General features: G+C 51.0%; 20 protein-coding genes and 1 tRNA gene. 10 read left to right on the forward strand and 11 right to left on the reverse strand.

The window, feature by feature from the left end; genetic code table 11:
- Positions 1 to 92: 92 nt before the first annotated feature.
- Positions 93 to 809 carry a LuxR family transcriptional regulator gene (locus SSARUM_RS02265; RefSeq protein WP_060426756.1) on the forward strand — a complete coding sequence of 239 codons (717 nt, stop codon included), beginning with the start codon at positions 93 to 95 and terminating at the stop codon, positions 807 to 809.
- Between the two features lie 842 nt (positions 810 to 1,651).
- Here SSARUM_RS02265 and SSARUM_RS02270 read toward each other — a convergent pair.
- From SSARUM_RS02270 to SSARUM_RS02305, 8 genes are all read right to left on the reverse strand, one after another.
- Positions 1,652 to 2,044 (reverse strand): VOC family protein, encoded by a 393-nt coding sequence (locus tag SSARUM_RS02270; protein WP_060426758.1) that lies wholly within the window; start codon positions 2,042 to 2,044, stop codon positions 1,652 to 1,654.
- Between the two features lies 1 nt (position 2,045).
- A complete protein-coding gene (gene fucP / locus SSARUM_RS02275; protein WP_060430765.1) occupies positions 2,046 to 3,377 on the reverse strand; it encodes an L-fucose:H+ symporter permease in 1,332 nt (443 codons plus the stop codon).
- Entirely contained in the window at positions 3,374 to 4,903 is a 1,530-nt protein-coding gene (locus SSARUM_RS02280; protein WP_060430767.1) for a xylulokinase, read from the reverse strand. Before SSARUM_RS02280 ends, fucP begins: the two co-directional genes overlap by 4 nt.
- A gap of 66 nt (positions 4,904 to 4,969) precedes the next feature.
- On the reverse strand, positions 4,970 to 5,683 hold the full coding sequence (gene deoC, locus SSARUM_RS02285; RefSeq protein ID WP_209008074.1) for a deoxyribose-phosphate aldolase: 714 nt from the start codon (positions 5,681 to 5,683) through the stop codon (positions 4,970 to 4,972).
- A 190-nt stretch (positions 5,684 to 5,873) separates the two neighbouring features.
- Positions 5,874 to 7,259 carry a GntP family permease gene (locus tag SSARUM_RS02290; protein ID WP_089185441.1) on the reverse strand — a complete coding sequence of 462 codons (1,386 nt, stop codon included), beginning with the start codon at positions 7,257 to 7,259 and terminating at the stop codon, positions 5,874 to 5,876.
- Positions 7,259 to 8,224 (reverse strand): D-erythronate dehydrogenase, encoded by a 966-nt coding sequence (gene denD, locus SSARUM_RS02295; protein ID WP_060430776.1) that lies wholly within the window; start codon positions 8,222 to 8,224, stop codon positions 7,259 to 7,261. The genes SSARUM_RS02290 and denD overlap by 1 nt, the downstream gene beginning before the upstream one ends.
- A 30-nt stretch (positions 8,225 to 8,254) precedes the next feature.
- Complete coding sequence (locus tag SSARUM_RS02300; protein ID WP_041037671.1) at positions 8,255 to 9,022, reverse strand: DeoR/GlpR family DNA-binding transcription regulator; 768 nt, start codon at positions 9,020 to 9,022, stop codon at positions 8,255 to 8,257.
- Positions 9,023 to 9,077: 55 nt separating this feature from the next.
- The gene (locus tag SSARUM_RS02305; RefSeq protein WP_140926549.1) at positions 9,078 to 9,332 is read right to left on the reverse strand and encodes a hypothetical protein; all 255 of its coding nucleotides are present in this window, start codon (positions 9,330 to 9,332) and stop codon (positions 9,078 to 9,080) included.
- Positions 9,333 to 9,414: 82 nt separating this feature from the next.
- Here SSARUM_RS02305 and SSARUM_RS02310 point away from each other — a divergent pair.
- The 4 genes from SSARUM_RS02310 to SSARUM_RS02325 all read left to right on the forward strand — a co-directional run bounded on the left by SSARUM_RS02310 (position 9,415) and on the right by SSARUM_RS02325 (position 12,370).
- Positions 9,415 to 9,499, forward strand: a tRNA-Leu gene (locus tag SSARUM_RS02310).
- Between the two features lie 491 nt (positions 9,500 to 9,990).
- Entirely contained in the window at positions 9,991 to 10,287 is a 297-nt protein-coding gene (locus SSARUM_RS02315) for a helix-turn-helix domain-containing protein (protein WP_072264934.1), read from the forward strand.
- A 4-nt stretch (positions 10,288 to 10,291) separates the two neighbouring features.
- On the forward strand, positions 10,292 to 11,614 hold the full coding sequence (locus SSARUM_RS02320) for a type II toxin-antitoxin system HipA family toxin (RefSeq protein WP_060430778.1): 1,323 nt from the start codon (positions 10,292 to 10,294) through the stop codon (positions 11,612 to 11,614).
- Between the two features lie 210 nt (positions 11,615 to 11,824).
- Positions 11,825 to 12,370, forward strand: coding sequence for a hypothetical protein (locus SSARUM_RS02325; RefSeq protein WP_060430779.1), 546 nt, complete (start codon positions 11,825 to 11,827; stop codon positions 12,368 to 12,370).
- 257 nt (positions 12,371 to 12,627) lie between these two features.
- Here SSARUM_RS02325 and zorE read toward each other — a convergent pair whose 3' ends face one another.
- From zorE to zorA2, 3 genes are read right to left on the reverse strand one after another with little or no spacing between them, the layout of a single operon-like run.
- The gene (zorE, locus tag SSARUM_RS02330) at positions 12,628 to 13,719 is read right to left on the reverse strand and encodes a type II Zorya anti-phage system protein ZorE (protein ID WP_060430781.1); all 1,092 of its coding nucleotides are present in this window, start codon (positions 13,717 to 13,719) and stop codon (positions 12,628 to 12,630) included.
- Positions 13,720 to 13,724: 5 nt separating this feature from the next.
- On the reverse strand, positions 13,725 to 14,432 hold the full coding sequence (gene zorB2, locus SSARUM_RS02335) for a type II Zorya anti-phage system protein ZorB2 (protein WP_060430783.1): 708 nt from the start codon (positions 14,430 to 14,432) through the stop codon (positions 13,725 to 13,727).
- 6 nt (positions 14,433 to 14,438) lie between these two features.
- Positions 14,439 to 16,091 (reverse strand): type II Zorya anti-phage system protein ZorA2, encoded by a 1,653-nt coding sequence (gene zorA2, locus SSARUM_RS02340; RefSeq protein ID WP_060430784.1) that lies wholly within the window; start codon positions 16,089 to 16,091, stop codon positions 14,439 to 14,441.
- A gap of 452 nt (positions 16,092 to 16,543) precedes the next feature.
- On the opposite strand from zorA2, the gene SSARUM_RS02345 reads away from it, so the two are divergent.
- The 5 genes from SSARUM_RS02345 (at position 16,544) to SSARUM_RS02365 (ending at position 26,961) form a co-directional block, all read left to right on the forward strand.
- The gene (locus SSARUM_RS02345; RefSeq protein WP_060430787.1) at positions 16,544 to 18,907 is read left to right on the forward strand and encodes a type I restriction-modification system subunit M; all 2,364 of its coding nucleotides are present in this window, start codon (positions 16,544 to 16,546) and stop codon (positions 18,905 to 18,907) included.
- Positions 18,907 to 20,298: a restriction endonuclease subunit S gene (locus SSARUM_RS02350; protein ID WP_060430789.1), complete on the forward strand. Its 1,392-nt coding sequence runs from the start codon at positions 18,907 to 18,909 to the stop codon at positions 20,296 to 20,298. The genes SSARUM_RS02345 and SSARUM_RS02350 overlap by 1 nt, the downstream gene beginning before the upstream one ends.
- Positions 20,295 to 23,543 carry a type I restriction endonuclease subunit R gene (locus SSARUM_RS02355; protein ID WP_060430792.1) on the forward strand — a complete coding sequence of 1,083 codons (3,249 nt, stop codon included), beginning with the start codon at positions 20,295 to 20,297 and terminating at the stop codon, positions 23,541 to 23,543. Before SSARUM_RS02350 ends, SSARUM_RS02355 begins: the two co-directional genes overlap by 4 nt.
- A gap of 72 nt (positions 23,544 to 23,615) precedes the next feature.
- Entirely contained in the window at positions 23,616 to 25,682 is a 2,067-nt protein-coding gene (locus SSARUM_RS02360) for an McrB family protein (protein ID WP_060430794.1), read from the forward strand.
- Positions 25,675 to 26,961: an McrC family protein gene (locus SSARUM_RS02365; RefSeq protein WP_060430796.1), complete on the forward strand. Its 1,287-nt coding sequence runs from the start codon at positions 25,675 to 25,677 to the stop codon at positions 26,959 to 26,961. Before SSARUM_RS02360 ends, SSARUM_RS02365 begins: the two co-directional genes overlap by 8 nt.
- The last annotated feature ends 27 nt before the right edge of the window (positions 26,962 to 26,988 follow it).

Consider the following 26,988-nt stretch of genomic DNA (forward strand, 5'->3'; position numbering starts at 1 on the left):
ATTATCCGTGCGAGATGCGAAGGTTATGGCGCACCGATCCTTTTTGGTATAGTCAGTTCAGCGGTAGGTTGGGCAGAGGGAGCACGCAGCCAATGGAAGACGAATACAATCTCAGCAATATCATCGGCAAGCGACTGGAGGCGGCGTTGGGAGAGTTGGGCGATCTCCTGTGGGCGTATGTGGTGTTATCCAAAAAAGACATTGCCTGCATCTTTGGCGTCACCAACTACCCGAGTGAATGGGTAAAAAAGTATCAAGAGCAGGGGTTGCAGTATATTGATCCGGTGGTGCTTACCGCCCGCAACCGCCTGACCCCGTTCGCCTGGGACGAGCAAATCATGGCTGACGCAGGGCTGCACTTTCCCGAGTTGTTCGAACAGGCCCGCGAGTTTGGCGTAACGCACGGCTATACCTTCGTGCTGCACGATTACAACGACAATCTCGTCACGCTTTCCTTTGCCTTCAACGTTGAGCAGAGAGCGGAAGCCATCCAGGCGCTCACCGATCGTAAAGGTGCAATCTCGGTATTGCTGGCCTCAATCCATGAGTCGTATCTGGCACTATCCCCACTTTCAGAAAAAAACGCCGTAGCCCTGGAGAGAAATGCCCGCTTTACCGACAGGGAAAACGAGATCCTTTATTGGGCCAGCGTGGGTAAAACCTACCAGGAAACGGCGATGATCCTGGGCATAAAAACCGGCACCATCAAGTTTCATATGTCCAATGTCGTCAAAAAGTTGGGGGTAACGAATGCCCGACATGCCGTGCGCCTGGGGATGGAGCTTCGGTTGATTAAACCGGTGGAGTGACTGGCTCGCTAGCCCGCGGCTAGCGTACCCGTGGAATACGGAGGCACGGCTGCGCATAAATCATCAGCCGGGATACGTCTGAAGGGAGAAAATATCGGCTGGCGAACAGCGTTTTTCGATTCAAGAAATGATGGGCGTCAATCGGTATTGATTTGGTCGCGTGTCGGTTCACGTTGGGGACGTAATATAGAGTACCTGCCCCGATCTCTGCGATATGAAATAATCACCTGCATGAACTGATAAAGGTCTAGTAAGGGACTGTACTTTAGTCTAACTGGTTTCACAGCCTTCAAGGCGATAGACTTCCCCATGTAATGTTTTAATAAAAAATACAAAAAAAACCTGACCGCGTAGGGTCAGGTTGCCAATATTGGCCAACACCAGGGAAAATTTTCTTACATCATCTTAAAGCTATTAACTCCGCAGAGGCAAGTGTTCTCTGCTGGTTTTTAAGCGTTAAACCACCATTTTGTTACGTGTGTATGCTATTTTTATGGTGATTTAAGATAAAACTCATCTAATGGAATTACTCTTTCGCCTTTGCGAACGCCATTACGATTTTTTATTTCCCGCCTGATTTTCACCAATGAAAAAATAGTGTTCTCGGAATGTTAAGCAAACTCACTCTTTATTGGCTGACACATGGGTATGCAATTATTTGCAGTATTGCCATTGCGGCTGGGGATTATTTGGCGCTGCTTGGTAGGGTGATTAAGGAAATGTAGGCGATGGCCGATAAGGTGCATGGCTATGGCGGTAAAGGCTCGTGAGCTGACAAAAATGCGGATGAGGCCCGATGGCTTATAACCGCCATCGGGCCTTGTGCTATGTGGGAAGAAACATTACAGCGGCTGGCTGAACTCCACCCGCTCACCGTCCGGCCCGGCGATCATCAGATAACGCACGCCGTTGGCACCGCTGGGCTGCAGCGTCGGCCCTTCAATCACCGGATAGCCCAGATCCGCCAGCCAACGCTGCGTGGCCGCCAGATCGGTGACCCGCAAAGCGATATGGTCGATACCATAGGCGCTGGCGGGGCGAGTCAGCCCTTCGTCAGGTAACTGGTATAACTCCAGCGTTAGCTCACCCAACTGCAAAAACTGTACGGCGACGGGGCCGCCGAGCGCCAGCGTTTGTCGGGGTTCGAAACCGAGTGAACGATAGAAGCCGGCGGCTCGTTCGATATCGGCGCAGCGCAGACCGACGTGCATCAACCCGTTAATCCGGTGTGCCATATCAAATCCCCTTGCGCGCGCAGTAGAAACCATAGAAGGCGACGTAGGCGAAGCAGACCAGCGGTACTGCGAAGGCGATCTGCATATCGCCGCCGTTGAGATCGGAGATGATGCCCATGATTAACGGCACCACCGCGCCGCCGATGATCGACATCACCACGATCGAACCGGCCACCTGAGTTTCTTCGCCCAGCCCTTTGATCGTCAGGCCAAAGTTGGTTGGCCAGCACAGCGCCATGCAGAAGTTGACGCCCATGATCGCCACCACCGCCAGCAGGCTTTGAATGTTGACGGCCAGCAGCAACAGCAGCACGCATACCGAACAGAACACGCCGAGCAACCGCGCCGGGCTGAACTTTTTCATCAGCGCGGTGGTGACCACCTTGCCGGCCGAGTAACAGACCAGCGTGGCCAGCAGCCAGTAGGTGGCCGAATGCTCGGTTGCGCCCTGTTCAATCATTTGCACAAAACGAATGGTGAAACTCCACAGCCCTACCTGCGCGCCGACATACAGGAACTGCGACAGCACCCCCAATCGGAAGCGCGGCAGTGCCAGCAGGATCTTCAGCGATTGCATCAGCGGCTTGCCCGCTCCCTGGTGCGAGCGTTGGGTTTTGCAGGCGGGGAATTTCACCGCCACGAAGATCAGTGCCAACACGATCAGCACGCTGCCGATGATCAGATAAGGTGTGACCACCTGCGACACCATCTGGGTGCGTGCCGCTTCGGCCGCCGCCGGTGGCATTTGCAGCAGCTGGGCGTGGCTGGGATCGTTTTTGCCGAACACCAGCTGCTGGCCGATCAATACGCCAAAAATGATCCCCAGCGAGTTGAAGATCTGCGAAAAGTTGATGCGCTGGGTGGAGGTTTCCAGCGGCCCCAGCAGGCTGGAGTAAGTATTGGCTGAGGTTTCCAGGAACGACAGCCCGGTAGCGATCACCCCCAGGCAGGCCAGGAAGGCACCGTAGGTCATGATCTGCGCTGCCGGGATAAACAGGAAGCAGCCGAGCGCGTACAGGCACAGGCCGATTACGATCGCCACCTTGTACGAGTAGCGTTTGATCACCGCTGCGGCGGGCAGCGCCATCACGAAGTAGCCGAGGAAGAAGATCGACTGCACCAGTGCGGTTTGGGTATCCGACAGATCGAACCCCTTCTTGAACTGGGCGATCAGAATATCGTTCAGGTTGCCGGCCATGCCCCACAGGGCGAACAGGCAGCAGACCAGCATCAGCTGCAGCCAGGGCGTAGCGGGCAGATAGGCGCTGCGGTCGATACTTTCGGCCGCGGCGTGCTGCGCGATGTCGCCCTTGTTAATCAGAGAGTCGCTCATTGCGGTGTTCCTTCATCCGGAGAAAAAGAGAACGAGCTAATAACGTCAAGCTGTTCGTAGAGGGGCTGCGCCTGGCGGTAGAGCTGTTCGAACAGCTCGAAGCAGCGCAGGTAGTGCTCGTGCTGGCACGGATCGGGGGTAAATTCGCGCTCGATGCTGACGGTGCGACTCACCCCCTGGGCAAAACTGCTGAACAGCCCGACGCCGACCCCGGCGACGATCGCGCAGCCGGTGGTGCCGTTCTCCTGATTGCGCGTCTGCAGCAGCGGCAGGTTGTAGACCGAGGCTTTGATCTGCAGCCACAGCGGGCTGCGTGCGCCGCCGCCCGAAGCGATCATTGCCTCCGGCTCCTGTGCGTGGCGCCTGAGCTGCTGGAGATTACGCAGGGAGGCCAGCGCTACGCCTTCCAGCACCGCGCGGTAGAGATGCGGCTGCCTATGCTTGCGCTGCAGGCCGAAGAACTGCGCGCGCGAGTTGGTGTGTTCCGCCAGCCGCTCGCCGGTCAGGTAGGGCAGGAACAGCAGCCCCTCGGCACCCGGCGGCACCTCGGCCGCCATATTAAGCATCTGTTGATGGCTGAGTTGGCCGGCGCTCAGCGCCGAACGCGCCCAGCGCATGGCGTCGCCACCGGCATCGAGCAGGGTAAAACCGCCCCAGGCCGAGTTGGCCAGGTGCAGGTTGTTGACGCTGGCGGAGAGCAGCGGGTGTTCCGAGACCACGGTGAGCAGCGTCGAGGTGCCGGTGCTGTCGGAGGCGATGCCGGCCTGATAGACGCCGGAGCCGAGCAGGGTAGCGGCCATATCCGCCGTGCCCGCCACCACTGGCACCCCCGGCGGCAGACCGGTAACGCTTGCCGCTGCGGGCGTAATGTGGCCAATCACCTCGCTGGAGAGATGGATGGCGGGCAGCTGATCGGCGCGCAGCCCGAACTGCCGCAGCGCCTCTGGCGACCACTGCAGCGTGGCGCTGTCCATCAGGTAATAGCAGGAGGCTTCGCTGTAGTCGGTGGCGCGTACGCCGCAGAGCCGGAAATTGACGTAATCCTTCGGCATCAACACCGTAGCGATGCGCTCCCACTGCGATGGGTGATGCTCGCGCAGCCAGGCCAGCTTGAACGCCGGCCAGGCGGCGGTAGGGGGATTGTTCAACAGTTCAAGCCAGGGCTGCGGCGGCTGTTGGTGGCTAAAGCGCGCCACCTGCGGCTGCGCGCGTTTGTCGTTCCACAGCATGGCGCGATCGACGACCAGCTCGCCGTCGGCATCGAGCAAGACCGTGCCGTGCATTTGCCCGCAGGCGCCGACGGCGGCGATACGCGGCCAGTATTCGGCGTAGCGCGCGTACAGCTCCTGCGTACACTGGCAGACACTCTGCCACCACAGCGAAGGCGGTTGTTCCGACCAACCGGCCTGCGGCGTGATCTGCTCGTACTCGCGCTGCGCGAAGCCAAGGATTTCCCCGGTGTTGGTGACCAGCCCGGCGCGGGTGCTGCCGGTGCCGATATCAAGGGTAAGAAGTAAATCTTTCATTGTTATCACTCCCGTGGCGGATGGCGCGGGCCACCCGCAGAAGCGTGCGCTGGGATCGCGCAGGATTTAGTTATCGTTCAGTTCCGGGAACAGGCCTGGATCCTGTTCGAGTTGCTCCAGTACGCGCTGGGTGGCCGCCGCGCTCATGCCAAAGCGGCGTACGCCCAGCCGATACAACGCGCGCACCGTGTCCAGATCGCGAATGCCGCCGGCCCCTTTGATCTGGATGCGGCCACGCAACTGATCGGCGATGATCGCCACTTTCTCCACCGTGGCGCCGGTCGGTGCCCAGCCGGTGGAGGTTTTCACCCAGGCCATGCCGACTTCGACGGCGATATCGCACACCCGACGGATCTGCTGCTCGTTCAGATAGTGCGTCTCCAGAATGACTTTGGCCGGCACCGGCGCGGCGGCCTCGGCTACCCGGCGCAGATCTTCGCGCACATAGTCGTAATCCCCCGACAGCACCTTGCCGATGTTCACCACCATATCGACCTCGCGCGCGCCCTCGGCGATCAGCTGGCGCACCTCCTGCACCTTGAGATCGGTGGTCTGCCCGCCGCCGGGAAAGCCGACCGGCCCGCCAATCATCACGTCCGCCTGGCCGCGCTCCGGCAGCAGGGTGCTGAGGAAACGCGTCCAGCACGGCAGCACGTGTACCGAGATGATGCGATAGCGGCTGGCCAGCGCGGCGCAGTGGCGCACGTCTTCCTCGGTATTGGTGGCCTGCACCGCGCTTAGATCGATTAACCTGGCCATGCGTCTGGTTGTTTCATTCATTGCGTTTATCCTTCTTTTATTTTCATTTGATTTTATTTATTCACCTTATTCTCTTTCATATGGCTTTAAAATCAGCATTTGGTGAAATTGTGATCGGATCTGCGGTTTTGTGGTGAGGGGCGTGAAAGGGAGAAGAAAAAAGGGCGCGATCTAACAGATCGCGCCCTGGGGTTGGCGTTGGGGGGAAGCGTTACAGCAGCCAGTCCAGCAATACCACGCCGCACAGGCTGATAGCCCAGGCGATAGTGGTGGGTACCGACCACACCATCATCTGTTGGCGCACGTCCTTGATGCCCATCATGCGGTTGACCACCCAGAACATGCTGTCGTTGAAGTAGCTGAAGAACAGCGCGCCCAGGGTGGCCGCCTGCGCCGCCGCCAGCATATTGACGCCGGGCAGCAGGCTGACGATCGGTGCCGAGATAGAGGCGGCGGTGATCATCGCCACCGTGCCGGAGCCCTGTATCACCCGCACCAGCGTGGCGATGACGAACGGGATCAGCACCGGCGAGATCGGCAGCCCGGCGACCTGTTCCGCCAGCTGCGTGCCGGCGCCGCTCTCGCGCAGCACCGCCCCCAACGCGCCGCCTGCGCCGGTAACCAGCAGGATGATGCCGGCGGTCTGCAGGCCTTCTTCCAGCCGCTCCAGCGTGTCGTGCTTGTTGGCGTGCGGCATCAGGGTGTACACCGCCAGCAGCACGCTGATCGCCAGCGCGATCATCGGCGAGCCGAGAAACGCGAAGCTTTGGCCCCACAGGCTCTCCGCCAGCCAGCCCATGCCCTCGCGCTTGGCCAGCATATTGTTGACCGCGTTGACGAAGATCAGCCCGATCGGCGTCAGGATCGGTAGCAGCGACAACATCAGGCTCGGCAGCGTCTTACCCTCTTTCTCCGCCAGATACTGCTGATGCGCGGCGCGCAGATCCTGCGGCGCTTCCTCTTCCTGCGGCATAAAGTCCGGGTAGCGCGCGCCCAGCCAGCGCGCATACAGTACGATGCCGATCACGCAGGGAATGGCCAGCACCAGCCCGGCCAGCATCATGGCACCGATATCCACGCCGAAGATGCCCGCCACGCCCAGCGGCCCCGGCGTCGGCGGCACCGCGTGGTGGGTGAGGATTAGCCCGCCGGCCAGCGCGACGCCGAGCGTCAGCAGGTTGCGCTTGCCCTTTTTCGCCAGCGCCTTGACCAGCGGATAAAGGATGACGAACGCCGAATCGACGAAGATCGGGATGCTGACGATATAGCCGGTGATGGCCAGCGCCCACTCCTCGCGCCTTTTGCCCAGCCATTTGATAAAGCTGTAGGCGATTTGCTCGGCGGCGCCGGAGACCTCCAGCACCCGGCCCATCATCACCCCCAGCCCGATGACGATACCGATGCTGCCGAGCGTAGAGCCGAAGCCCTTGGTGATGGCGTCGACGGTTTGCGTGGCGCCCATGCCGCCGGTAATGCCGGCGATGGAGGCGGCGATCAGCATGGCGATCAACGCATGCACGCGGGTGCGCAGCACCAGGAAAATCAGCGCAAATACCGCCACCGCCAGCCCGATGATTGGGGTATACATCGCCATGATCAGCCCCCGCCTTGCGGCATGTCGTCGCGGATAAAGGCGCGGATAGCCTGCTCGAAGCTTTCATCGGCGATAAAGCCCAACTGCTGCGCCCGCCGGGTGTCGAACTCGCCCGGCCAACCGGCGACGATGCGGTTGATGGCGGCGTCCGGCTCGAATCGCACCCGTGCGGCGACGGCGTCACCGGCCACCGCGCGCAGCGCTTCGAGCATCTCCCGCACGCGCACGCTGATGCCGGGCAGGTTGAGCGTGCGCAGCGCGCCGAACGCCGAAGAGGGCAGCGTGGCGGCGTGGATGAAGTTGCTCACCACCGCGGCCGGGCTGGAGAGCCACAGCGCCAGCTCGGCGTCTACCGGGCACACCGCCTGCTCGCCGTGCAGCGGCTCGCGGATGATGCCGCTGGCGAACGACGAGGCCGCCTTGTTCGGCTTGCCCGGGCGCACGCTGATGGTGGGCAGGCGCAGCACGCGGCCATCGACGAAGCCTTTGCGCGCATAGTCGTTGATCAGCAGCTCGCACATCGCCTTCTGCGCGCCGTAGGAGGATTGCGGGGTGACCGCGCAGCGATCGTCGATCACCGGCGGCAGCTCGCCGCCGAACACCGCCAGCGAACTGGTGAAGATAAATTTCATGCCCGGCGCCCGGTGGCGCGCCGCTTCCAGCAGTTGGCGGGTGGCGTCGAAATTGACCTGCATGCCGAGATCGAAATCGCTCTCCGCATGGCTGCTGACGATGGCCGCCAGGTGGAACAGCACGCCGCAGTCGGCGTCGATCAGCCGCTCCGCCGCGCCGGGCTGCGCCAGATCGAGCGCCAGACACTGCAGGCGCGCATCCGGCAGCGGGGCGGGCGGCGGCGTGATGTCCGCCAGGATCAGCGTGTCGAAGGCCAGCGGGCAACGGCCGTGCAGCAGCGCTTTCGCCAGCCGCTGGCCGAGAAAACCGGCGCCGCCGGTGATGACGATGTTCATATGGTGCTCCTTTCCCTAGCGTTGTTGTTATCAGAGTTGGACGTTGTGCAGTTGCAGACCGCGCTCGCGCAGCAGCTGCTGCGCCTCCGGCGGCAGCGCGGCGTCGCAGATGATGTCGCTCAGCGCCTCCAGCGGGCAGACGCGGAACATGCCGTATTTGCCGTACTTGCTGCTGTCGGAGACCAGCACCCGGCGGCGGGCGACCTCCAGCAGCGCCTGCTTGACCAGCACCTTCTCCTCGTGCGGCGTGGAGAGGCCGTGTTCCAGATCCCACGAGCTGGTGCTGATGAAGGCCACGTCGATATTCAGGCTGCGCAACAGCATGGCGGCGCTGTTGCCGACGCAGGAGTAGTTGCGCTGATCCACTTGGCCGCCGGTGTGGAACAGGCTGAGCTGCGGGCGATTCATCAGGTGCTGGATGATGGAGAAATCGTTGGTGACGATCGTTAGATTGAAGCGCTCCGCCAGACTGCGGGCGATCTCGAAGGTGGTGGTGCCGGCGTCTAGATAGACCACCTGGCCGTCTTCCACCAAGCCGGCGGCGTATTTGCCGATCTCGCGCTTGTGGCGATGGTGCAGCTGCGCCTTCTCGCAATAGGCCAGCTCCTGGCGCAGCGCCTCGCTCAGGCGCACGCCGCCGCTGACGCTGACCACCTTGCCTTGCTCTTCCAGCACGCGGATATCGCGCCGCACCGTCATGTGGGAGACGCTCATCAGCTCCGACAGCGCGCTGATGCTCGCCAGCTGATATTCATGCACATAGCGATAGATGTAATCGCGGCGTTCAGACGGGATCATGTTCGCTCCTGTGGCCCCGGCGGCGGCAGGGGCGCCGCGAAGCTGTTATTTTTTGTTATGGAGGAACATCTTCAACCATCGCGATTAACAAGTAAGCGACAGTTATCACAAATGCCGGCGTGGGGGACGGGGCGTTTTTGTTATTTAACTTTATGATTAATTGTTTGTTATTGGATTTTCTCGGCGTTTTGTCGTGCAACACCATGTTGTGATAATTAATGTGACGCGCCACAAGGTTTGTGAAGCGGTCGGGGCGGGAAAGCGGCGAGGAAGGGCAGGCAAACGTGCGCTGCGGCGCTTTTTTCGACACTTAACTCATTGAACAACGGATAAGTGTTGCGTGACGATCGCGGGAAGGTATAATGCACCCGTTTTCCGCATACTACTTCAGTGCCGAAGTGGCGAAATCGGTAGACGCAGTTGATTCAAAATCAACCGTAGAGATACGTGCCGGTTCGAGTCCGGCCTTCGGCACCATTAAGTACCGCGCGAACAAGAAGCCACCGAAAGGTGGTTTTTTTGTGCTTGGAATCTGCCTGCCGCAATTACCTACCCACTTTACTCTGTATTGACGTATTTCCCATTTCAGTAAAAACCGGATCTTCCTGATGTTTTATGACATCTATCTATTTGATATTAAATATTAAAATTGCATTTTATTGGGATCTGCTGGATCAAGGCATTCCAGGATGGAGGTATGGATCGCGCGGGTATTAACGCGATCTGCGCTGATGAGCACCAGAGAAGACCGTCGATGCTCGGAGTAAACTTTGCCAGGGCTATCGCATACGGTGTAAACGTCCGCACTCCGTTCCACAGCTAGTTTGCTCTTCAAATTCACAGCTTATTATCTGTATTGATAATAAAACACCCTATAAGCTGTATTTTGCATTTACACCCTGTAAGGTGTAACGTGGGCAAAACAGCCTATAATCTGTACACAGTGATAAGCCAGCGAGCCGCTATCTATGAATACCGTCTATCCGTTAAAAACACTGAGCCAGTTACGCCCCTTGCTGGTGGGGTTTCGTAAAGCAAAAGGTCTGACGCAAAAAGACGTTTCGGAGAGGTTGGGCGTCACTCAGCAGACCTATGCGCGCCTGGAGTCAAACCCTGCATCAGCCAGTCTGGATCGCCTTTTTAGGGTGTTCAATGTGCTGGGGATTGAAATGGTGCTTTCCTCAGAGCTTGCCTCTCCGGGATGTGAAACGGAAGGAACCTCTACAACTCATATAGACTCGCCTGCAAGACGGGAACAGTGGTGACGAGATGCGTCGTTCGCAACAACGGTTAGCTATCTGGATGAACGGTATTCCGGTGGGATATTGGGAAAAGCGTAGAAGTGAAGATCGGCTGGAGTATCTGCCTGAGTGGATTGCAGATAGTCAGGGGAGGCCTTTGTCGCTTTCTTTGCCTTTCACGCCGGGGAATCAGCCTTATCGCGGTAGCGTGGTGCGCGATTATTTCGATAACCTGCTGCCAGATAGCGAGGGGATCCGCCGACGTTTGGCTATACGCTATCATGCCGAAAGTCTGGACCCTTTCGACTTATTGGCCGAACTGGGCCGCGACTGTGTTGGTGCCATACAGCTTCTCGATATCGGTGAGCAACCTGCGGATATATTTTCCATCAGGCAACGCCCGCTGGCAGAGGAGCAAATCGCCGAAATGCTCCGCAATACTGCCACGACGTTACCGGGGCGACAGGGTCAGGATGACGATCTGCGTTTATCCATCGCCGGCGCTCAGGAAAAAACGGCGCTGCTGTGGCATGACAACCAGTGGTGTTTACCTGAAGGAAATACGCCGACCACGCATATTTTCAAATTAGCGCTAGGCATGGTAGGAAACATGCGGGCTGATATGCGCACTTCCATCGAGAATGAATGGCTCTGCTCCCTGATTGTTGAACACTATGGTGTGCCGGTAGCAAGTACCCATATTGCGCAGTTTGAAGATCAAAAGGCACTGATCGTTGAGCGTTTTGACAGAAAACTATCAAGCGATAAACAGTGGTGGATCCGTCTGCCGCAAGAGGATATGTGTCAGGCTCTGGGCGTTTCGCCGCTGAGGAAGTATCAATCAGATGGTGGCCCCGGTATTACCGATATTATGGAAATTCTGAGTCGCTCGGAACAGGCTGAAACAGATCGCAGGCATTTCTTTAAAGCGCAGATTATTTTTTGGCTGCTGGCCGCGACAGATGGCCACGCAAAGAATTTCAGTCTTGCGCATTTACCGCAAAACCGTTACCACCTGACGCCACTGTACGATGTGCTATCGGCCTGGCCGCTGATTGGCCCGGGCAATAACCAGATAGCCTGGCAGAAGTGCAAGCTGGCGATGGCCGTTCGCGGGAACAGTAACCATTACCTGCTTAGCCAGATCCGACGCCGCCACTGGATAAAACACGGTGAAATAACCGGGTTAGGCCAACAGGAGGTTGAATCCATTATTGAAGAGCTGCTGGCGACAACCCCGGGAGTGATTGATCGTGTCATTGGACTGCTACCTAATTCGTTCCCAGCCGAATTAGCGGAATGCATTTTTGATGGTATCAGGCAGCAGTGCGCACGGTTGGTAGGGGGATGATGGTAGGAACTGATCACCTATGACGATCAGGTTGCTCAAAATATCACCCTTTGCCGTGGGTTTTTATTAATAGACAATAGTTTCAGTTCCCACAATGTACGGTTTAAAAAGTAAATAACGTTTACTGCTATAGGTCGTATTCAGCACGTTGTAGTGTCGCGCAGTAACATCGCATTGAAGCAGATAATTTTTCATAAGGAAAAACCGTTTATGCGCTATTTTTTGACAAGATACAGGGATTCGATCCTCGCTTTTACAGGCATAGTCATTGCTAGTATCTCACTTGGGTTTGCTATCTGGCAGGGAAAAGAGCAAATCAAGCACAACCATATTTCTGTAGAGCCGAGGATAAATGCTTATTTTTCCAATGATAGCCGTAAAAAACAGTGGGGAATTTATGTTACCAACAACGGTATGGGCACAGCCTTTGTTAAAGGAATTGCGGTGATAGTAAATGGTAAGCCCGTCGATGCCGTTGACAACAATATCTTCTTCGGCGCTGTTCTGGCGTTAGGACTTCGCGCAGAATGTTTTGCAATTGGTGGTCCGCGTCTTAATGATTCTTTCAAGGTAGGAGAGGAAATATTTCTGGTAGAGGCAAGAGATTCAGATAAAAGCTGTGCGGGTGACCTGTTGAACTTGAAATGGGCTTCACAACAACCACTGCAGCTGGACTTTGTGCTGGATACGGAGTCCATCTATGGCGATCATTTTCGCTATACCTATTCACAGAATCGTCAGGTAAGACTGGATTAACGTCTAGAAACATACAATGTGAGACCACTGGCGCTGGTCCAGGCTCTAATCAAGATGCAAAAAGTGTTTCCGGTGAACCACTCAGTAGGAAAAACTATTTATCAGGTGATAGTGTTCAGTTTATTATTGGGGTGGTGTTCTCCTGAGTGAATGCTATTAATGCGGCAGTTATTATGCAGAGTTATTTATAGACTCCACATAATAATTTAAGATCTCATGATTGATATTTACTAGGCATCAATAATGACTTGAGTGACTCAGAAAACAACTCCGGACTGTATGCTTTTTACGAGCTCACCTACGGTGAATATTTTCCAACCCTCGACTTTTACTTCCGTGAGATTAATTGCGATTTTAAATTTTGGCCAAGCCGCTTCTACGGTTGTAATAGTCTTATGTGTGGAGTTTTGTAAATCAAATCTTAGCACCGGAAGTGGGTATCCTTTATGCTGCATAATATTAATATCACCGTGAATAGATGCATCGGTGAGATCATAAATATCTTTCCAGGAGTCAACCTTTAATAACCCTTGTTGAGATCGCAAGTGTTGAATAGTTTCCATGTCAGCCTGGCTTATAAACATACCTTCATGGAAAGGTTGTTTACGATGACAATCTTTGCAAACAACATGGAGGTTTTCTGCTGAGTTGTCGTATTTAACCCCATTTTTATGATGAACGTCGCAGAGATGGCGTGAGGAAGTTAAATTAACACCGCAATCATTACATTTATAATTTGCATGTTCGCGAATGGAGCGGGAAATATCTTTCCAATTGTCTACATAGCCACTGTTTGCTTTGTCATAAATACCTTTTGGCATATGGCGAAAGCAAGTGCTATAGTGAGAGAAGAAATCATCCAAGGTGAATTGAGTAAATATTTTTTGTCTGGTACGATAATCAATACTTCCTTTATAATTTAATCTTTCTAAACAAAACTTACAGACTTTTAGGTCTGCATCCTGATAGCGTCCAGCACCATCATCTATTTCAAAAAAACCATCAACGCGGTTTGTCGCATGATAACGCTCAAAACGGTTTTTCTGGCGCATCTCATCCAATTTTCTACACCAGGCAATATGAAATCGCTTCCCATTCTCACCATCTTCAATAGCTGCATCATAGCGTCCGGTATGATCCCTGATATATAGAAGGACTTGGCGTCCTTGATAGGAAATTAAACCACTGCCAGGATCTAGGTCGTCAATACTGACTTCTTTACCTGCGGATAATTCAATATCAATAGGGTCGAAGACGACAGGTGCTTCAGCAAGAGAAAATTCAGCGCCGGAAGGAAGCATTTTTTTTCCCAACGCAATCAATTCAGAAAAATCAACAGTTAGCTTCATTTTAACTATTCCTGAATTATGCGACGAATTTGCAACTCGGCATTTGTAATTACTTTAAACGTTACTCGACGTGAGCGGTTTTGGTCTTCTTTGCCCATTGCATTAAGAATTGGATGTGAAGACGAATATCCCACTGCAGAAAACTTACTTTTCACCCACTTTTGGTGTGCAGAAGACTCTTTCAAACTGTGTACGTATTGCAATACAGCTCGGGTTCGTCCTTGAGACAATTCCATATTATTAAAGTAGGCTTCATCTTGATTAGCCGCCCCTGTCCAATCTGTACTGGTATGTCCCTCAATTCTAACCTCAGTGATATGTTCTTTATACTGATCTAGTACCTTCAAGTATCGTGGGAAGAAATTGTTAAGAATCTCTTTAAACTTTGGTTTCAATTCCGAACTACCCAAACCAAAAAGAACATCCGGTGATTTAAATCTTACTTCGAGAGTTTGTTTATCTATTTCTGCATCCCAATCGGGCAAATCCTTTGAGAACTCAACATTTAATGCATTATAAAGTTGTTGCTGGGCCTGTTCATAGGCGACTGCCACTTCCTTTATTTTTTCTTTTTCAATACGGACATAATGCATATAAGCGATGGATATAAACATAAATACCATCATCAGTCCTGCCATTAGATCTGACATTGAAACCCAGTGTTCATTATCCTGATTCTGGCTGGATTTTTGCTTACCAATTATTTTATCCATTAATTATTATCCACGGTGTTGTCTTGAGTTAATTAATGGCTGCAGTTGCCCAAGAACACTTTGATACTCTTTAATCAAATGGTCGTAGTTCTTGACAAATCCTTGGCTGATTGACAGGAGAGCATTCCCTAGAGATTGCATTTCCCTATTCATTTCACGCTCAGTCGCTTGTTCAAAGGCATGTAGCTGTTCGTTAATTGCACCACCAAAGCGTTCAACAGACTCTTTAACCTGTGAGGTTAAACCAGCACTTGCCTTGTCAAAGGACGATTGCATTGTTCCAAACATATTTTCTGCATTACTAGATAATTGTTGATTAAATTTATCGCCAGTTTTACTAAAGAGCTCGATCACATCGGTTGTATTTTTTTCCATATTACGATGCAGTTCTTTAGAATGTGCCTCCAGAGACTTGAGGAAATCATCACCACTTTGTTTCATCTCGGTAATAGTTTCACCCAGTGTTGAGGTTAAAGTTTCAGAAGAGTTACTTACATCATGAGCCATTGATGCAAATGCTTGCTGAGTCTGTGTAACCGACTGCCTGAACCCTTCAGAGCCTTCATCAAGAGCAATCCGCATAGCATTTGCATTGGCGAGTAATTCAGCCCCTGTTTGGTCCAGAGATGAACTGACACTCAATGCCCCTGCTTTAAGCAATTCGCCTACCTCGTCCAATTTTTCATGGATAACAGGAACCGCATCTGTAGCTTTATCACGTAATAAAACAAAGGCATCAAGATGTTGAGATAGCTCGTTGATTTGATGTTGGTTAACTTTTAACACATCGTGTAATGTAGCCATTGCAAGTGGAATTTCTTTACATTCCTCCCAGATACCTGCAACAGCTCCGCGGGTTTCAACTAATGAGTCGACACTTTGTTGATATTGTTCACTCATATTCTCAATTTGGTTCTTGTAATTATCCTGCCAATCGACAAGTTTTTTTACCGAAGCATCAAGAGCTTTAAAATTTTCACCAAACTGTTCGGTTAAATTATTGTTAAAATCGATAATAACTTGTTTAAGTGCATCAATTATCTGTTCTGTTGCACCCTTTGCCATTAAATCAGCAAACTGTTTCAATTGTTCCCAGAGCTTATTGCTAAACTCAGTGTGATGAGAGAGTTGTGCACGAGAAGCATCATTTATTTCATTGCGCAATAGTTTCACCTGAGCAACTAAGGACCCTTCTTCATTGCCACTCAAACCTGAAATCATCTTTTCCAAGTATTGGTTGTTTTCTTTTAATTCGTGATGAATATGTTCAGGCGTTATGGTTTCAGGCACACTCTCTGTTAAATTATCTCGTTTGTTTGCGAAGAAAAAAGCATCAAGTGCGTTAAATAAAATAGCGAAGAACATCCCTATAATACTGGTGATAAATGCTGTTTTTAGACCACCTAATAGAAGTGGGATGCTGGTATCAATACTCTCAGTGTTAAAATTAAGCAATCCAATTATTATGCCAATGAATGTGCCTAATATACCTAATGCTCCCATGAGTGTTGGAGCATACTCCCTAAATTTACTGTGAATGTTTTTGTAGTCACACCACCAGGCAGAAAAAAATATAAATACAACTGCCCAGATAAAAAAATTAGTGACAAACATCGAATCAATAGAACGGAACAGATGTTCAAAAAGTTGCGCTAACATGTGTAATCCTACGTTATTTAATTTTTAATTGTTAAATCTAGTACTTTGCAACACAACGAAATCCTTGTTGTAGTGCTGTCGCTAAACTTGATTTTACGGGCATTGTAACAAAATCAATATAATAATAAATAAAATTAATCGGGCTTTGTCGTGTTTCTGTGGTCCCAGATACTCTGTTGCACTTGTAGCAAGCAATAATCCACTGTGAACTAAACATTGACATAATACCCAATGTGATTTATTCCCATTAGAATAATAAAAACTGTAATGAAATGATCGATGCGATCCTATAAAAGCGTAAAGCGCAAACAGCATATCGGAGCGTGTTTGCATGCTTGTATGGCTTGTACCCTGCTGACAGGTGAAAATCACTACGCACCGATGTCACAGCAAGCAGTATTGATTCATGTATAATCTACCCATCTTTACACGTCCCCTTTCAGGTTATTGATATGGCTAACACAAATTTCTCTCAAACGGCTGCTTTCATCTGGGCGGTTGCCGATCTGCTTCGCGGTGATTTTAAACAATCCCAGTACGGGCGGGTGATCCTGCCGTTTACACTGTTGCGTCGCCTTGAGTGTGTGCTGGCGGGCACCAAAGAAGCGGTGCTGGCAGAGGCGGAGAAACTGAAGGCCAGCCCTCTACCGGAAGAAGGGCGAGAGAAGTTTCTGTTGCGTGCGACCAAAGGGCTGTCTTTCTTCAACACGTCGCCGATGGATCTCGGCAAGATGGGGCAGAACGACATCAAGGCCAACCTAGAGAACTACGTGCAGTCGTTCTCGAAGGATGCACGTGAAATCTTTGAACACTTTAAATTCAGTGAGTTTGTTGGCCTGCTGGAAGATGCCAACTTGCTTTACAAAGTCGTTAAGAAATTTGCCACCACCGACCTGAGCCCTAAAGCGATTTCTAACCATGATATGGGCTTGGTGTTTGAGGAGTTAATCCGTCGTTTTGCGGAGAGCTCTAACGAGACGGCAGGGGAGCACTTTACCCCACGCGATATCGTGCGTTTAACCACTTCGTTGGTATTCATGGAAGATGATGAGGCACTCTCTAAAGAGGGCATTATCCGCACCATTTACGACCCTACCGCCGGCACGGGGGGCTTCCTCTCATCGGGTATGGAATACGTGCACGAACTGAATCCCAAAGCCGTGATGCGTGCCTTTGGCCAGGAACTGAACCCCGAATCCTACGCTATCTGTAAAGCCGACATGCTGATCAAAGGGCAGGATGTCAGCCGTATCAAGTTGGGCAATACGCTTTCTAACGATCAGCTTCCGCAGGAGCAGTTCGACTATATGCTTTCTAACCCCCCCTTTGGCGTGGATTGGAAAAAGATTGAAGGTGAGATTAACGACGAACATCAGCAGAAAGGTTTTAACGGGCGTTTTGGCCCAGGCCTACCGCGTGTCTCTGATGGTTCGCTACTGTTTCTGATGCACCTGATCAGCAAAATGCGCGACAGTCATAATGTGGATGGTAGCGTAAACAATGGTGGGCGTATCGGGATCATCCTCAACGGTTCACCGCTATTTACCGGCGGGGCAGGCAGTGGTGAGAGTGAGATTCGCCGCTATATTCTGGAAGCCGATTTGCTAGAAGGTATCGTCGCATTGCCTACCGATATGTTCTACAACACCGGCATTGCGACCTACGTCTGGATTTTGTCGAACAAGAAAGCGCGGGCGCGTAAAGGTAAAGTGCAGCTGATTGATGGCACTAATCTGTGCGGCAAGATGCGAAAATCGCTGGGTTCTAAACGTAATCTGATGGGCGAGGACGATATCAAGCTTATCACCCGTACCTTTGGTGATTTTGAGGCGGTGGATGCCACCCCGCTTGAAGAACTTGGGATGGAAAAAGCGGCAGAACAAAAATCCAACCGTGGGCGCCAATCTACCAGCTCTAAAACCGAAGGGCCGAAAACCTTCGCCAGCAAAATCTTTAACAGCACCGATTTTGGTTATCGTCGCCTGACCATTGAGCGCCCTTTGCGCTTATCTGCACAGGTCACCGATGAAGCGATTGCCACGCTGCGCTTTGCACCGAAGCCGTTTAACGCTCCCATGGAGCGTTTGTACGAAGAGTTTTCGGCACAGTGGCATGACGGAAACTATGGCGATTTCTCCGATATCGAAGCAGAAGCCCGAACGATTATCAAAGCAGAATTTGCCGAGCTGAAGGAGAAGCAGATTAAAGATCTGCTCGACAGCAAGCTGTGGTTGGCACAACGCGCATTGATGGCTAAAGCTCAGCAAATCCAGACAGCGTTAGGAGCTCAGGCAGGTGGAAAAACGCTGGTGAGCAACGATTTCAATCAGTTCCAGCTCACGCTAAAAGGGGCCATCAAAACGGCTGGCGTGAAGCTGGATGCGAAAGAGAACAAGCAGTTTATCGATGCCATCACCACCAAAAACCCGGATGCCGAGCCGGTGGTGAAGAAGGCGCTGAAAGAAGCCGCTCAGCCGCTGTACGGTGCGTTTGAATACAAAGGCAAAGTAGTGGAGTTCGAGCAGGATGGTGACCTACGTGACAACGAGAACGTACCGTTAAATCCCGCCGTTTCCACCAGTGAATTGATTGAGAGCTACTTCACAGCAGAAGTGTTGCCGCACGTGGCCGATGCCTGGATTAATGCCGATAAGCGTGATGCGAAAGACGGTGAAATTGGTATTGTCGGTTATGAAATTCCGTTTAACCGCCATTTCTACGTTTATCAACCGCCGCGTCCGTTGGAGGAGATTGACGCCGATCTGGACGTCGTTAGCGCCGAGATTATGAAGCTGCTGCAGGAGGTTCATTCCTGATGACTAAGTATAAGACATATCCGGAGTATAAGGATTCTGGGGTTGAATGGTTGGGTAAAGTCCCAAAAGATTGGGACGTTATTAATATTAAATACCTCAGCCAAGTAAAAAGAGGCTCTTCACCAAGACCGATTGATGATCCAAAATTTTTCGACGAGGATGGAGATTATGCTTGGGTACGCATCGCAGATGTGACGGCTTCGGATACTTATTTATTCGAAACGACGCAAAAAATGTCGGTATTGGGGAGCTCTTTAAGTGTAAAGCTTGAACCTAATCAGCTTTTCTTAAGTATTGCTGGCACAGTAGGGAAACCATGTATCACTGCAATTAAATCATGTATACATGATGGGTTCGTATATTTCCCTTATTTGAAAGTACCGAGCAAATTCCTTTTCTATGTTTTTGCTGGAGAGCAAGCATATAAGGGATTGGGAAAAATGGGCACTCAGTTAAACCTTAATACTGATACGGTAGGTGGTATTAAAGTCGCATTGCCATCGAATAATGATTTTATTTCTAACATTGTAAATTTCCTCGATCACGAAACTGCAAAAATCGATAAACTGATCGAGAAGCAACAACAACTGATTGAGCTGCTGAAGGAAAAACGTCAGGCAGTGATTAGCCATGCCGTCACCAAAGGGCTAAACCCTGATGTGCCGATGAAAGACTCTGGTGTTGAGTGGTTGGGGGAAGTGCCGGAGCATTGGAGAAGATCAACTCCAATTAAATATTTATCATCTCTTAAAGGTCGTTTGGGGTGGCAGGGCCTTAAAGCTGACGAATATAGAGATGAAGGCCCATATGTAGTCAGTAGTGCTCATTTTAATAACTATGAAATTGATTGGAATAGCTGTCCGCGGGTTTCATTAGAAAGGTATAAATTAGACTCAAATATCCAGCTTGATATAGGCGATATTTTGCTGATGAAAGATGGCGCGGCAATGGGTAAGCTTTCATATGTTGACAAATTGCCTGGTGAAGCTTGTCTTAATAGTCACCTTTTGTTATTTAGACCATTAATGGGAGGCGATGAAAAAACATATTATACTAAGTTCATGTTTTATCTTATGCAGACGAATCATTTCCAGTCTTTTATAAAAAATAATGGTACCGGCTCAACATTTTTAGGTATTTCTCAGCAGGCTATAGGCAATCACTCTTTATGTCTTCCTCCTTTTAATGAGCAAGTGGACATATCTGATTATCTCGATGATGAGCTTAGTAAAATTGTTAGATTAGAAACTATGCAATTGGAGATGAAAAATCTTCTAACTGAACGCCGAACCGCCCTAATCTCCGCTGCCGTCACCGGTAAAATCGACGTACGCGACTGGGTTGCACCTGATATGCAAGACGCTGAGGAGCCGCAGGAGACCACCGTATGAGTATGGATACCACCAAAGAGCTGATTTTCCAAAATGAAATGATTGCTCAGATGGTCGAAACGGGTTGGATTGTTGGCAAAGGCGACGGCTACGACCGCGAACGTGCGCTATATTCGCAGGATGCATTGACCTTTGTGCAAACCACGCAGCCGCAGGAGTGGGAAAAGTTTTCAAAGATTTATCCTACCGATACCGAACGTCATTTCCTCGATGCGCTAGTCGCTCAGCTGAGAAAAGCGGATATCAACGCTACCGATATGCTGTCGCGTACTTACGGCACTCTCGGTGTGCTGCGGCACGGGATAAAAAGCCATAACGCCCGGTTTTCCCTGTGTCAGTTTAAGCCGGAGCATAGCCTCAATCCTGAAACGCTCGCGCGTTATCAGCAGAATATCTGCCGTATTGTGCCGGAACTGGTGTATAGCCCACACGCTGCGAAAGCGGCATTTGAAGAAGCGGGTACAAAAGCGAAAAAATGGCGTATCGATCTGGTGTTGTTCGTCAACGGTTTGCCGGTGGCAACGTTGGAGCTGAAGTCTGAGTTTAAGCAGGCAGTGCAAAACGCCATTACGCAATATAAGAAAACGCGTTTGCCAAAGGATCCCGTTACCAACAAGCCGGAACCGCTGCTTACTTTCAAACGCGGGGCACTCGTGCACTTTGCCGTCAGTCAGTACGAAGTATTTATGGCGACCAAACTCGACGGTGATAAAACCTTCTTCCTGCCATTTAACAAAGGTACTCATGACGGCGGTGCGGGGAACGACATCCCGGAAGATGCCAACGAATACGCCACCAGCTACCTGTGGAATGAGGTACTGCTCCCGGACAATCTGCTGAAAATTCTTGCTAGTTTTGTGCATCTACAAATCGAAGAGAAAGAAGAGTGGAATGGCCTTAAGGGCAAGAAAGAGAGCCTGATCTTCCCGCGTTATCATCAGTGGGATGTCGTGAACAAACTGATTATCGCTGCGGCGGTAGAAGGCACTGGCAATAAGTATCTCATTCAGCACAGCGCGGGCTCCGGTAAATCTAACTCCATTGCCTGGACCGCCCACCAACTTTCTCGGCTGCATGATGAGCAAGGCGAGAAGCAATTCCACTCGGTGATCGTGGTGACGGACCGTACCGTGCTGGATGACCAGCTCCAGGACACCATCTACCAGTTTGAGCATCAAGATGGGGTGGTCGGCCGTATCAACAATAAAGAAGGTGACGGCTCAAAGTCAGAGAAGCTGGCTAGCGCGCTGGAAAACTCGCAGCCAATTATTATCGTTACCATCCAAACCTTCCCGCATGTGCTGAAGGCGATTGAAAGCAGCGTCAGCCTTAAGCAGCGTAAGTATGCGGTGATTGCTGATGAAGCGCACTCTTCTCAGAGCGGTTCCACGGCGCGTCAGCTGAAAGAAGTACTGATGACGGAGGAGACGGATGACGATGCGGTGATGACCTCGGAAGATATTCTCGATGCCACCGTCGCCGCACGTAAAGGCAGCAACAATCTCAACTACTATGCTTTTACCGCCACGCCAAAAGCCAAAACGTTAGAGCTGTTTGGCCGTCGTCCTAACCCATTTGAACCTGCCTCAAAAACCAATAAGCCGGAAGCATTTCACGTTTACTCCATGCGTCAGGCGATTGAAGAGGGCTTCATTCTCGATGTCCTGAAGAATTACACCAACTATAAGGTGGCCTATAAGCTTCTGCAGAAGCTGGACGATCCCGATCGGGAAGTCGACAGCAATAAGGCGAAGGTCAAACTGAATCAGTGGGTTGCGTTGCATGAGCATAATGTTTCGCAGAAGGTAAAGGTGATTGTTGAGCACTACCGTAAGCATGTGATGCATCTGTTGGGGGGGCAGGCTAAGGCGATGGTAGTCACCAGCTCTCGTAAAGCCGCGGTGCGTTACAAATTGGCCTTTGATAAATACATCGCTGAAAACAACTATCCGAAGATCAATGCCATGGTGGCATTTTCCGGTGAAGTGGAATTCTATGAAAGTGACCACAATAGCCTTGCGTTGCTGAACCAGAAGTTTACTGAAATCAACATGAACCCTGGGTTGAAAGGCCGGGACATGCGCAAAGCGTTTGAGACTGATGATTACCAGGTGATGTTGGTCGCGAATAAGTTCCAGACCGGTTTTGACCAACCCAAGCTATGCGCCATGTATGTGGATAAAGCGCTGGGCGGCGTGGAATGCGTCCAGACACTTTCACGGCTCAACCGCACTTATCCAGGGAAAAAGGAATCGGGAACCTTTGTACTCGATTTCTATAATGAGCCGGATGACATTCTGGCGGCATTTCAGCCTTACTACCAAACGGCAGAACTGACTGATGTCAGCGATCCGCAGTTAGTCTTTGAGTTGTTCGAGAAACTTCGCACTAGCGGCATTTTCCTGTGGAACGAAGTGGAGCAATTCTGCGAGGCGTTCTTCACCAAGAACAAATCCAATGCTGCAATAAGCAATATCTGCAAGCCGGCGGTTGAACGCTGGAAGCACCGTTATACCTCAGCGATTGATGCCTATGTGTTGGCTAAAGAGATGTTTGAACGCACCAAGAAGACCGGCGATGTGGTGCTGATAACTAATGCAGAAAACAGCTTTAAGACGTGCAAACAGGAAAAAGACAAGCTGGATATCTTCAAAAAAGATCTCGGTAGCTTTGTTCGTTTTTATGAGTTTATGTCGCAGATCGTAGATTACGATGACAAGAGCCTTGAGAAGCTGAGCCTATTTGCTCGGCATCTTCGCCCGTTGCTGCATGAACAGCGTATTGAAGACGATGAGATTGATTTAAGTAATGTGGATATGAGCCATTACCGCTTATCGAAGCTTCATGAACAACATCTGAAGCTGCAGGAAGATGCGGAAGAATACCAAATCACACCGGGTAACGATATGGGTACCGCGAAGCCAAAAGACAAGAAAGAAGAGTTTCTGTCCAATATTCTGGCGCGCCTGAATGATCTGTTTGTTACGGATAATCTTAGTGATAAAGACATGATCAACTACGCCTTTACCGTGCGTGACAAACTATCGGAAAACCAGGCGGTGATGACGCAGATCGCTAACAATACGCGTGAACAGGCGATGCTGGGGGATTTCCCGAAAGCGATCGATGATGCCGTGATGGACAGCAATGAAGCCCAGCATGAGATGATGGTGCAGTATCTGTCCAACCCTGAACTTGCCAGGGGATTCGCCCGCGTGGTGTTTGATATGCTCAAAGGTGCTTAAAACGGGAGCCGCTTTGGCTTTATTGTTATAGGGGGGCTTCCTCCTAAAATGTCACAGTATAGGAATTTCGTGATGGATATCGTTGCCGATATTGAAGCAGGTAAGCTGACTCTCGATGAAGTGATCGGTTCTCTGGCCGAATATAAAGACTATTCGCATTCAGAGTGGGATCGTCGTTACCGTGAATTCACGGCGTCACTTCAGCAAACGCCAACATTTTCTGAGCCCGAAACGGATGATCTGGTTAAACGGCTTTGGTACGAGCGTGACAACGGTATTGCCAGTATCCGGCAGGGCGTTCCATCGCTGGCTGAATTCCAACAAAGCCTGCCGTTATTCAGAGAGCTGACTGAGCGCATTCGTCGCCAGCCTGATGAACAAACTTACCAATATGTAGAAGCCGCTTTGCAGCAAGCTAAGGAGAGCGGGCTGCTAAAGCGCATGTATTGGAGCTTGCGGAATCGTGTCTTTGCGGCGTTTACGCCGGCAACCTGCACCAGCACGGTGGACGAGAATGCATTTACCAAAGCGGCGACGTTTCTAAATAATCGATTTTCCCTGGCGCTCACGCTTACCGGAAATTGGCTGCAAAAAAACCATGAACTGAAGAATGCGATTAACGCACGGTTACCAGATGCGGACCCTTACTATGTCAACATGGCAATCTGGCATCTTTACGAATTGCTGCGTGAGCGCGATGGCGAGCAGAAGCAACAGGAAGTGGCTAACCATATTGCCGTAGAAAGCCATAAAGTTGTGAGCCCGCAGATACCGCAGCACTCACCTGTTAACGCTATCTACTTTGGTCCACCGGGCACCGGGAAGACTTTCGTCTTGCAGCAAAAGATGAAGGAGTACACCACCCAAGCGGCCTCCGCTGACTATGATGCTTGGTTAGATTCTCGTCTCGAAACGCTGAACTGGATGCAGGTGACTGCGTTAGTTTTGTTAGATCTTAATAGAAAGGCCAAAGTTCGTTTGCTGATTGAGCACCCTTGGTTCCAGCGTAAAGCTCTACTGAATGGCCGCAGCAGTAATCTATCGCAAACTGCGTGGGCAACGCTGCAATCCTTCACCGTGCCAGAGTCCACTACGGTTGAATATAAAGACCGCCGTGAGCCCGCGATTTTCAATAAAACGGCAGAGAGTGAGTGGTTCCTGGTTAAGCCGCAGCTAGAACAAGTGGAAGACCTTATCTCGCTTTATGATGAGTTAAAGCGAGGCCCACAAACCGCAGAGGCGATTCAGCGATTTGCCGCAGTCACCTTCCACCAATCCTATGGTTATGAAGAGTTTATTGAAGGGATGCGAGCCCGTGCAGATGACAATGGGAATATTTCTTACCCCATAGAGCCGGGTATTTTCATGCGGCTATGCCAGCGGGCCAAGGCCGATCCGGCGCATCGCTATGCCATTTTTATTGATGAGATCAATCGTGGCAATATCTCCAAAATTTTCGGCGAGCTGATTTCTCTTATAGAAATCGACAAGCGCGCTGGGATGAGCAATGCAATGAGTTTGCAGCTGTCTTATAGCGGCCAAGTATTCAGCGTTCCTGGCAACGTAGACATTATTGGTGCAATGAACACTGCGGACCGTTCGTTAGCGCTGATGGATACCGCATTGCGTCGCCGATTCGACTTTGTTGAGATGATGCCGGATCTTTCATTGCTCAGCGGGGCGAGAGTAAAGGGCATTGAGCTTGAGTCTTTGTTAGAGAAGATTAATAGCCGAATTGAGGCGCTCTACGATCGTGAGCATACCTTAGGGCATGCCTTCTTTATGCCAGTTAAAAAAGCCTGTGATGCGAAGGATGAAGACTTGGCATTTAAACAGCTGAAAGCGGTCTTCCAGAAGAAGATCATCCCCTTATTGCAGGAATACTTCTTTGACGACTGGAACAAAATCCGTTTGGTATTGGCGGATAATCAGAAACAAAACGACAGCCTCCAATTCGTGATGGAGCAAAGCGACGATCTGGAGATTCTTTTTGGCGCCGATCATGGTTTACGGCGCCACGATCAGCAATCAACCGCCTACGAACTGAAAGCGTTTGAGCATGAAGTCTGGGATTTGCCACAGGCTTACCGTGCGATCTATCAACCTGAAGAAGCCACCCAGGCTGTACAAAATGGGTAAGGTGATCTCTGTTTTTGAGTATGACCTGTTAGGCGTTGAAAAAGAGTCGCCGGTTGGCGCTGTTCCTCTTCCTCCTGAGGTTTTTGACTATTTAGAATCGCTTAGCCTAACCAGTGAGGAAGGAAGCCAGCTGCTTAAACTCACCTCACGTTCTGGGCGCCGATTGCTACAGGTACAGAATTACGCAGGGATACTCTATACCCCCTATGGCCTGCAACTGGAGATCCTGCCAAAGATAGGCAAAAACCTTACGTTGGGGCAAGCGCGCGAAACGCTACTGATTATGCTAAGTCATCTGTCTGGATTTAGGCATATTCAAACCCAGCAGGCTTCAGTTCATGCGCAACGAATGCCTTTACTGGAGATCTTTATCAACCAGTTTTTGCATAGCGTTAGCCAGCTACTTAAGCAGGGACTGCGGTCAGATTACGTGAAAGAACAGGCTAACTTGCCCTTTATGAAAGGCAAGTTGATGCTGTCAGCGCAGTTACGCCATAACGCAGTGAACCGTCATAAATTCTATCTTGATTACGATGATTATTTACCTGATTGTGCGGCCAATAGGCTATTACGTTCTGCACTTTATCAGTTGGGTAACCTGAGCCTGTCCTCAGATAATCAACGTTGGTTACAGGAATTACGCTTTGCTTTTGATGGTATCCCGTCGAGTAGAGATATAAAAGGTGACATATCGAGTTTGCGTTTGGAACGCGGTATGGCTCATTACCATGAGCCTTTGGCGTGGGCGCAGTTGATATTGCAGGGTATGAGCCCCAGCGCTCTACAGGGCGATGCTAAAGCGTTGTCACTCTTGTTCCCGATGGAGGCGGTATTTGAGTCCTTTGTCGCGTCAACGCTTGCTGACGAATTGCCGGATGGTTTCAAGGTGAAGTCGCAGGCTGCAAGCTATTCGTTGGTTAAACATGGTGAGAGGGACTGTTTTAAGCTGCGCCCAGATTTGTTGATTCAATCACGGCATCCGGTCAGTACCAAAATGGTGCTAGATACCAAATGGAAGCTGATTAATAACAACTCGCAGGAAAAACCTCTCTATGGCATTGCACAATCCGATCTCTACCAAATGTTTGCCTATGGCCTAAAGTATCTTGGTGGCTCAGGAGATATGTATTTAATTTATCCTGCGCATGATGATTTCAATCACCCAGTACGCCAGCATTTCGCATTTTCAGACACACTCAGGTTATGGGTTGTCCCTTATCAAATCTCCGCAAAGCGTGGGCAGAGAATGATGTGGGGAAAAGATAATCCCTTTATCTAGGATTATCTTTTCGAAAGGCAACACGGG

Source organism: Serratia sarumanii, assembly GCF_029962605.1.
GTDB lineage: Bacteria > Pseudomonadota > Gammaproteobacteria > Enterobacterales > Enterobacteriaceae > Serratia > Serratia sarumanii.

What these genes read in the sequence shown, in the direction of transcription:
- SSARUM_RS02265 (WP_060426756.1), top strand. Translation starts at nt 93, where the DNA reads ATGGAAGACGAATACAATCTCAGCAATATCATCGGCAAGCGACTGGAG.
- SSARUM_RS02270 (WP_060426758.1), bottom strand. Translation starts at nt 2,044, where the DNA reads ATGGCACACCGGATTAACGGGTTGATGCACGTCGGTCTGCGCTGCGCC.
- fucP (WP_060430765.1), bottom strand. Translation starts at nt 3,377, where the DNA reads ATGAGCGACTCTCTGATTAACAAGGGCGACATCGCGCAGCACGCCGCG.
- SSARUM_RS02280 (WP_060430767.1), bottom strand. Translation starts at nt 4,903, where the DNA reads ATGAAAGATTTACTTCTTACCCTTGATATCGGCACCGGCAGCACCCGC.
- deoC (WP_209008074.1), bottom strand. Translation starts at nt 5,683, where the DNA reads ATGAATGAAACAACCAGACGCATGGCCAGGTTAATCGATCTAAGCGCG.
- denD (WP_060430776.1), bottom strand. Translation starts at nt 8,224, where the DNA reads ATGAACATCGTCATCACCGGCGGCGCCGGTTTTCTCGGCCAGCGGCTG.
- SSARUM_RS02300 (WP_041037671.1), bottom strand. Translation starts at nt 9,022, where the DNA reads ATGATCCCGTCTGAACGCCGCGATTACATCTATCGCTATGTGCATGAA.
- SSARUM_RS02315 (WP_072264934.1), top strand. Translation starts at nt 9,991, where the DNA reads ATGAATACCGTCTATCCGTTAAAAACACTGAGCCAGTTACGCCCCTTG.
- SSARUM_RS02320 (WP_060430778.1), top strand. Translation starts at nt 10,292, where the DNA reads ATGCGTCGTTCGCAACAACGGTTAGCTATCTGGATGAACGGTATTCCG.
- SSARUM_RS02325 (WP_060430779.1), top strand. Translation starts at nt 11,825, where the DNA reads ATGCGCTATTTTTTGACAAGATACAGGGATTCGATCCTCGCTTTTACA.
- zorE (WP_060430781.1), bottom strand. Translation starts at nt 13,719, where the DNA reads ATGAAGCTAACTGTTGATTTTTCTGAATTGATTGCGTTGGGAAAAAAA.
- zorB2 (WP_060430783.1), bottom strand. Translation starts at nt 14,432, where the DNA reads ATGGATAAAATAATTGGTAAGCAAAAATCCAGCCAGAATCAGGATAAT.
- zorA2 (WP_060430784.1), bottom strand. Translation starts at nt 16,091, where the DNA reads ATGTTAGCGCAACTTTTTGAACATCTGTTCCGTTCTATTGATTCGATG.
- SSARUM_RS02345 (WP_060430787.1), top strand. Translation starts at nt 16,544, where the DNA reads ATGGCTAACACAAATTTCTCTCAAACGGCTGCTTTCATCTGGGCGGTT.
- SSARUM_RS02350 (WP_060430789.1), top strand. Translation starts at nt 18,907, where the DNA reads ATGACTAAGTATAAGACATATCCGGAGTATAAGGATTCTGGGGTTGAA.
- SSARUM_RS02355 (WP_060430792.1), top strand. Translation starts at nt 20,295, where the DNA reads ATGAGTATGGATACCACCAAAGAGCTGATTTTCCAAAATGAAATGATT.
- SSARUM_RS02360 (WP_060430794.1), top strand. Translation starts at nt 23,616, where the DNA reads ATGGATATCGTTGCCGATATTGAAGCAGGTAAGCTGACTCTCGATGAA.
- SSARUM_RS02365 (WP_060430796.1), top strand. Translation starts at nt 25,675, where the DNA reads ATGGGTAAGGTGATCTCTGTTTTTGAGTATGACCTGTTAGGCGTTGAA.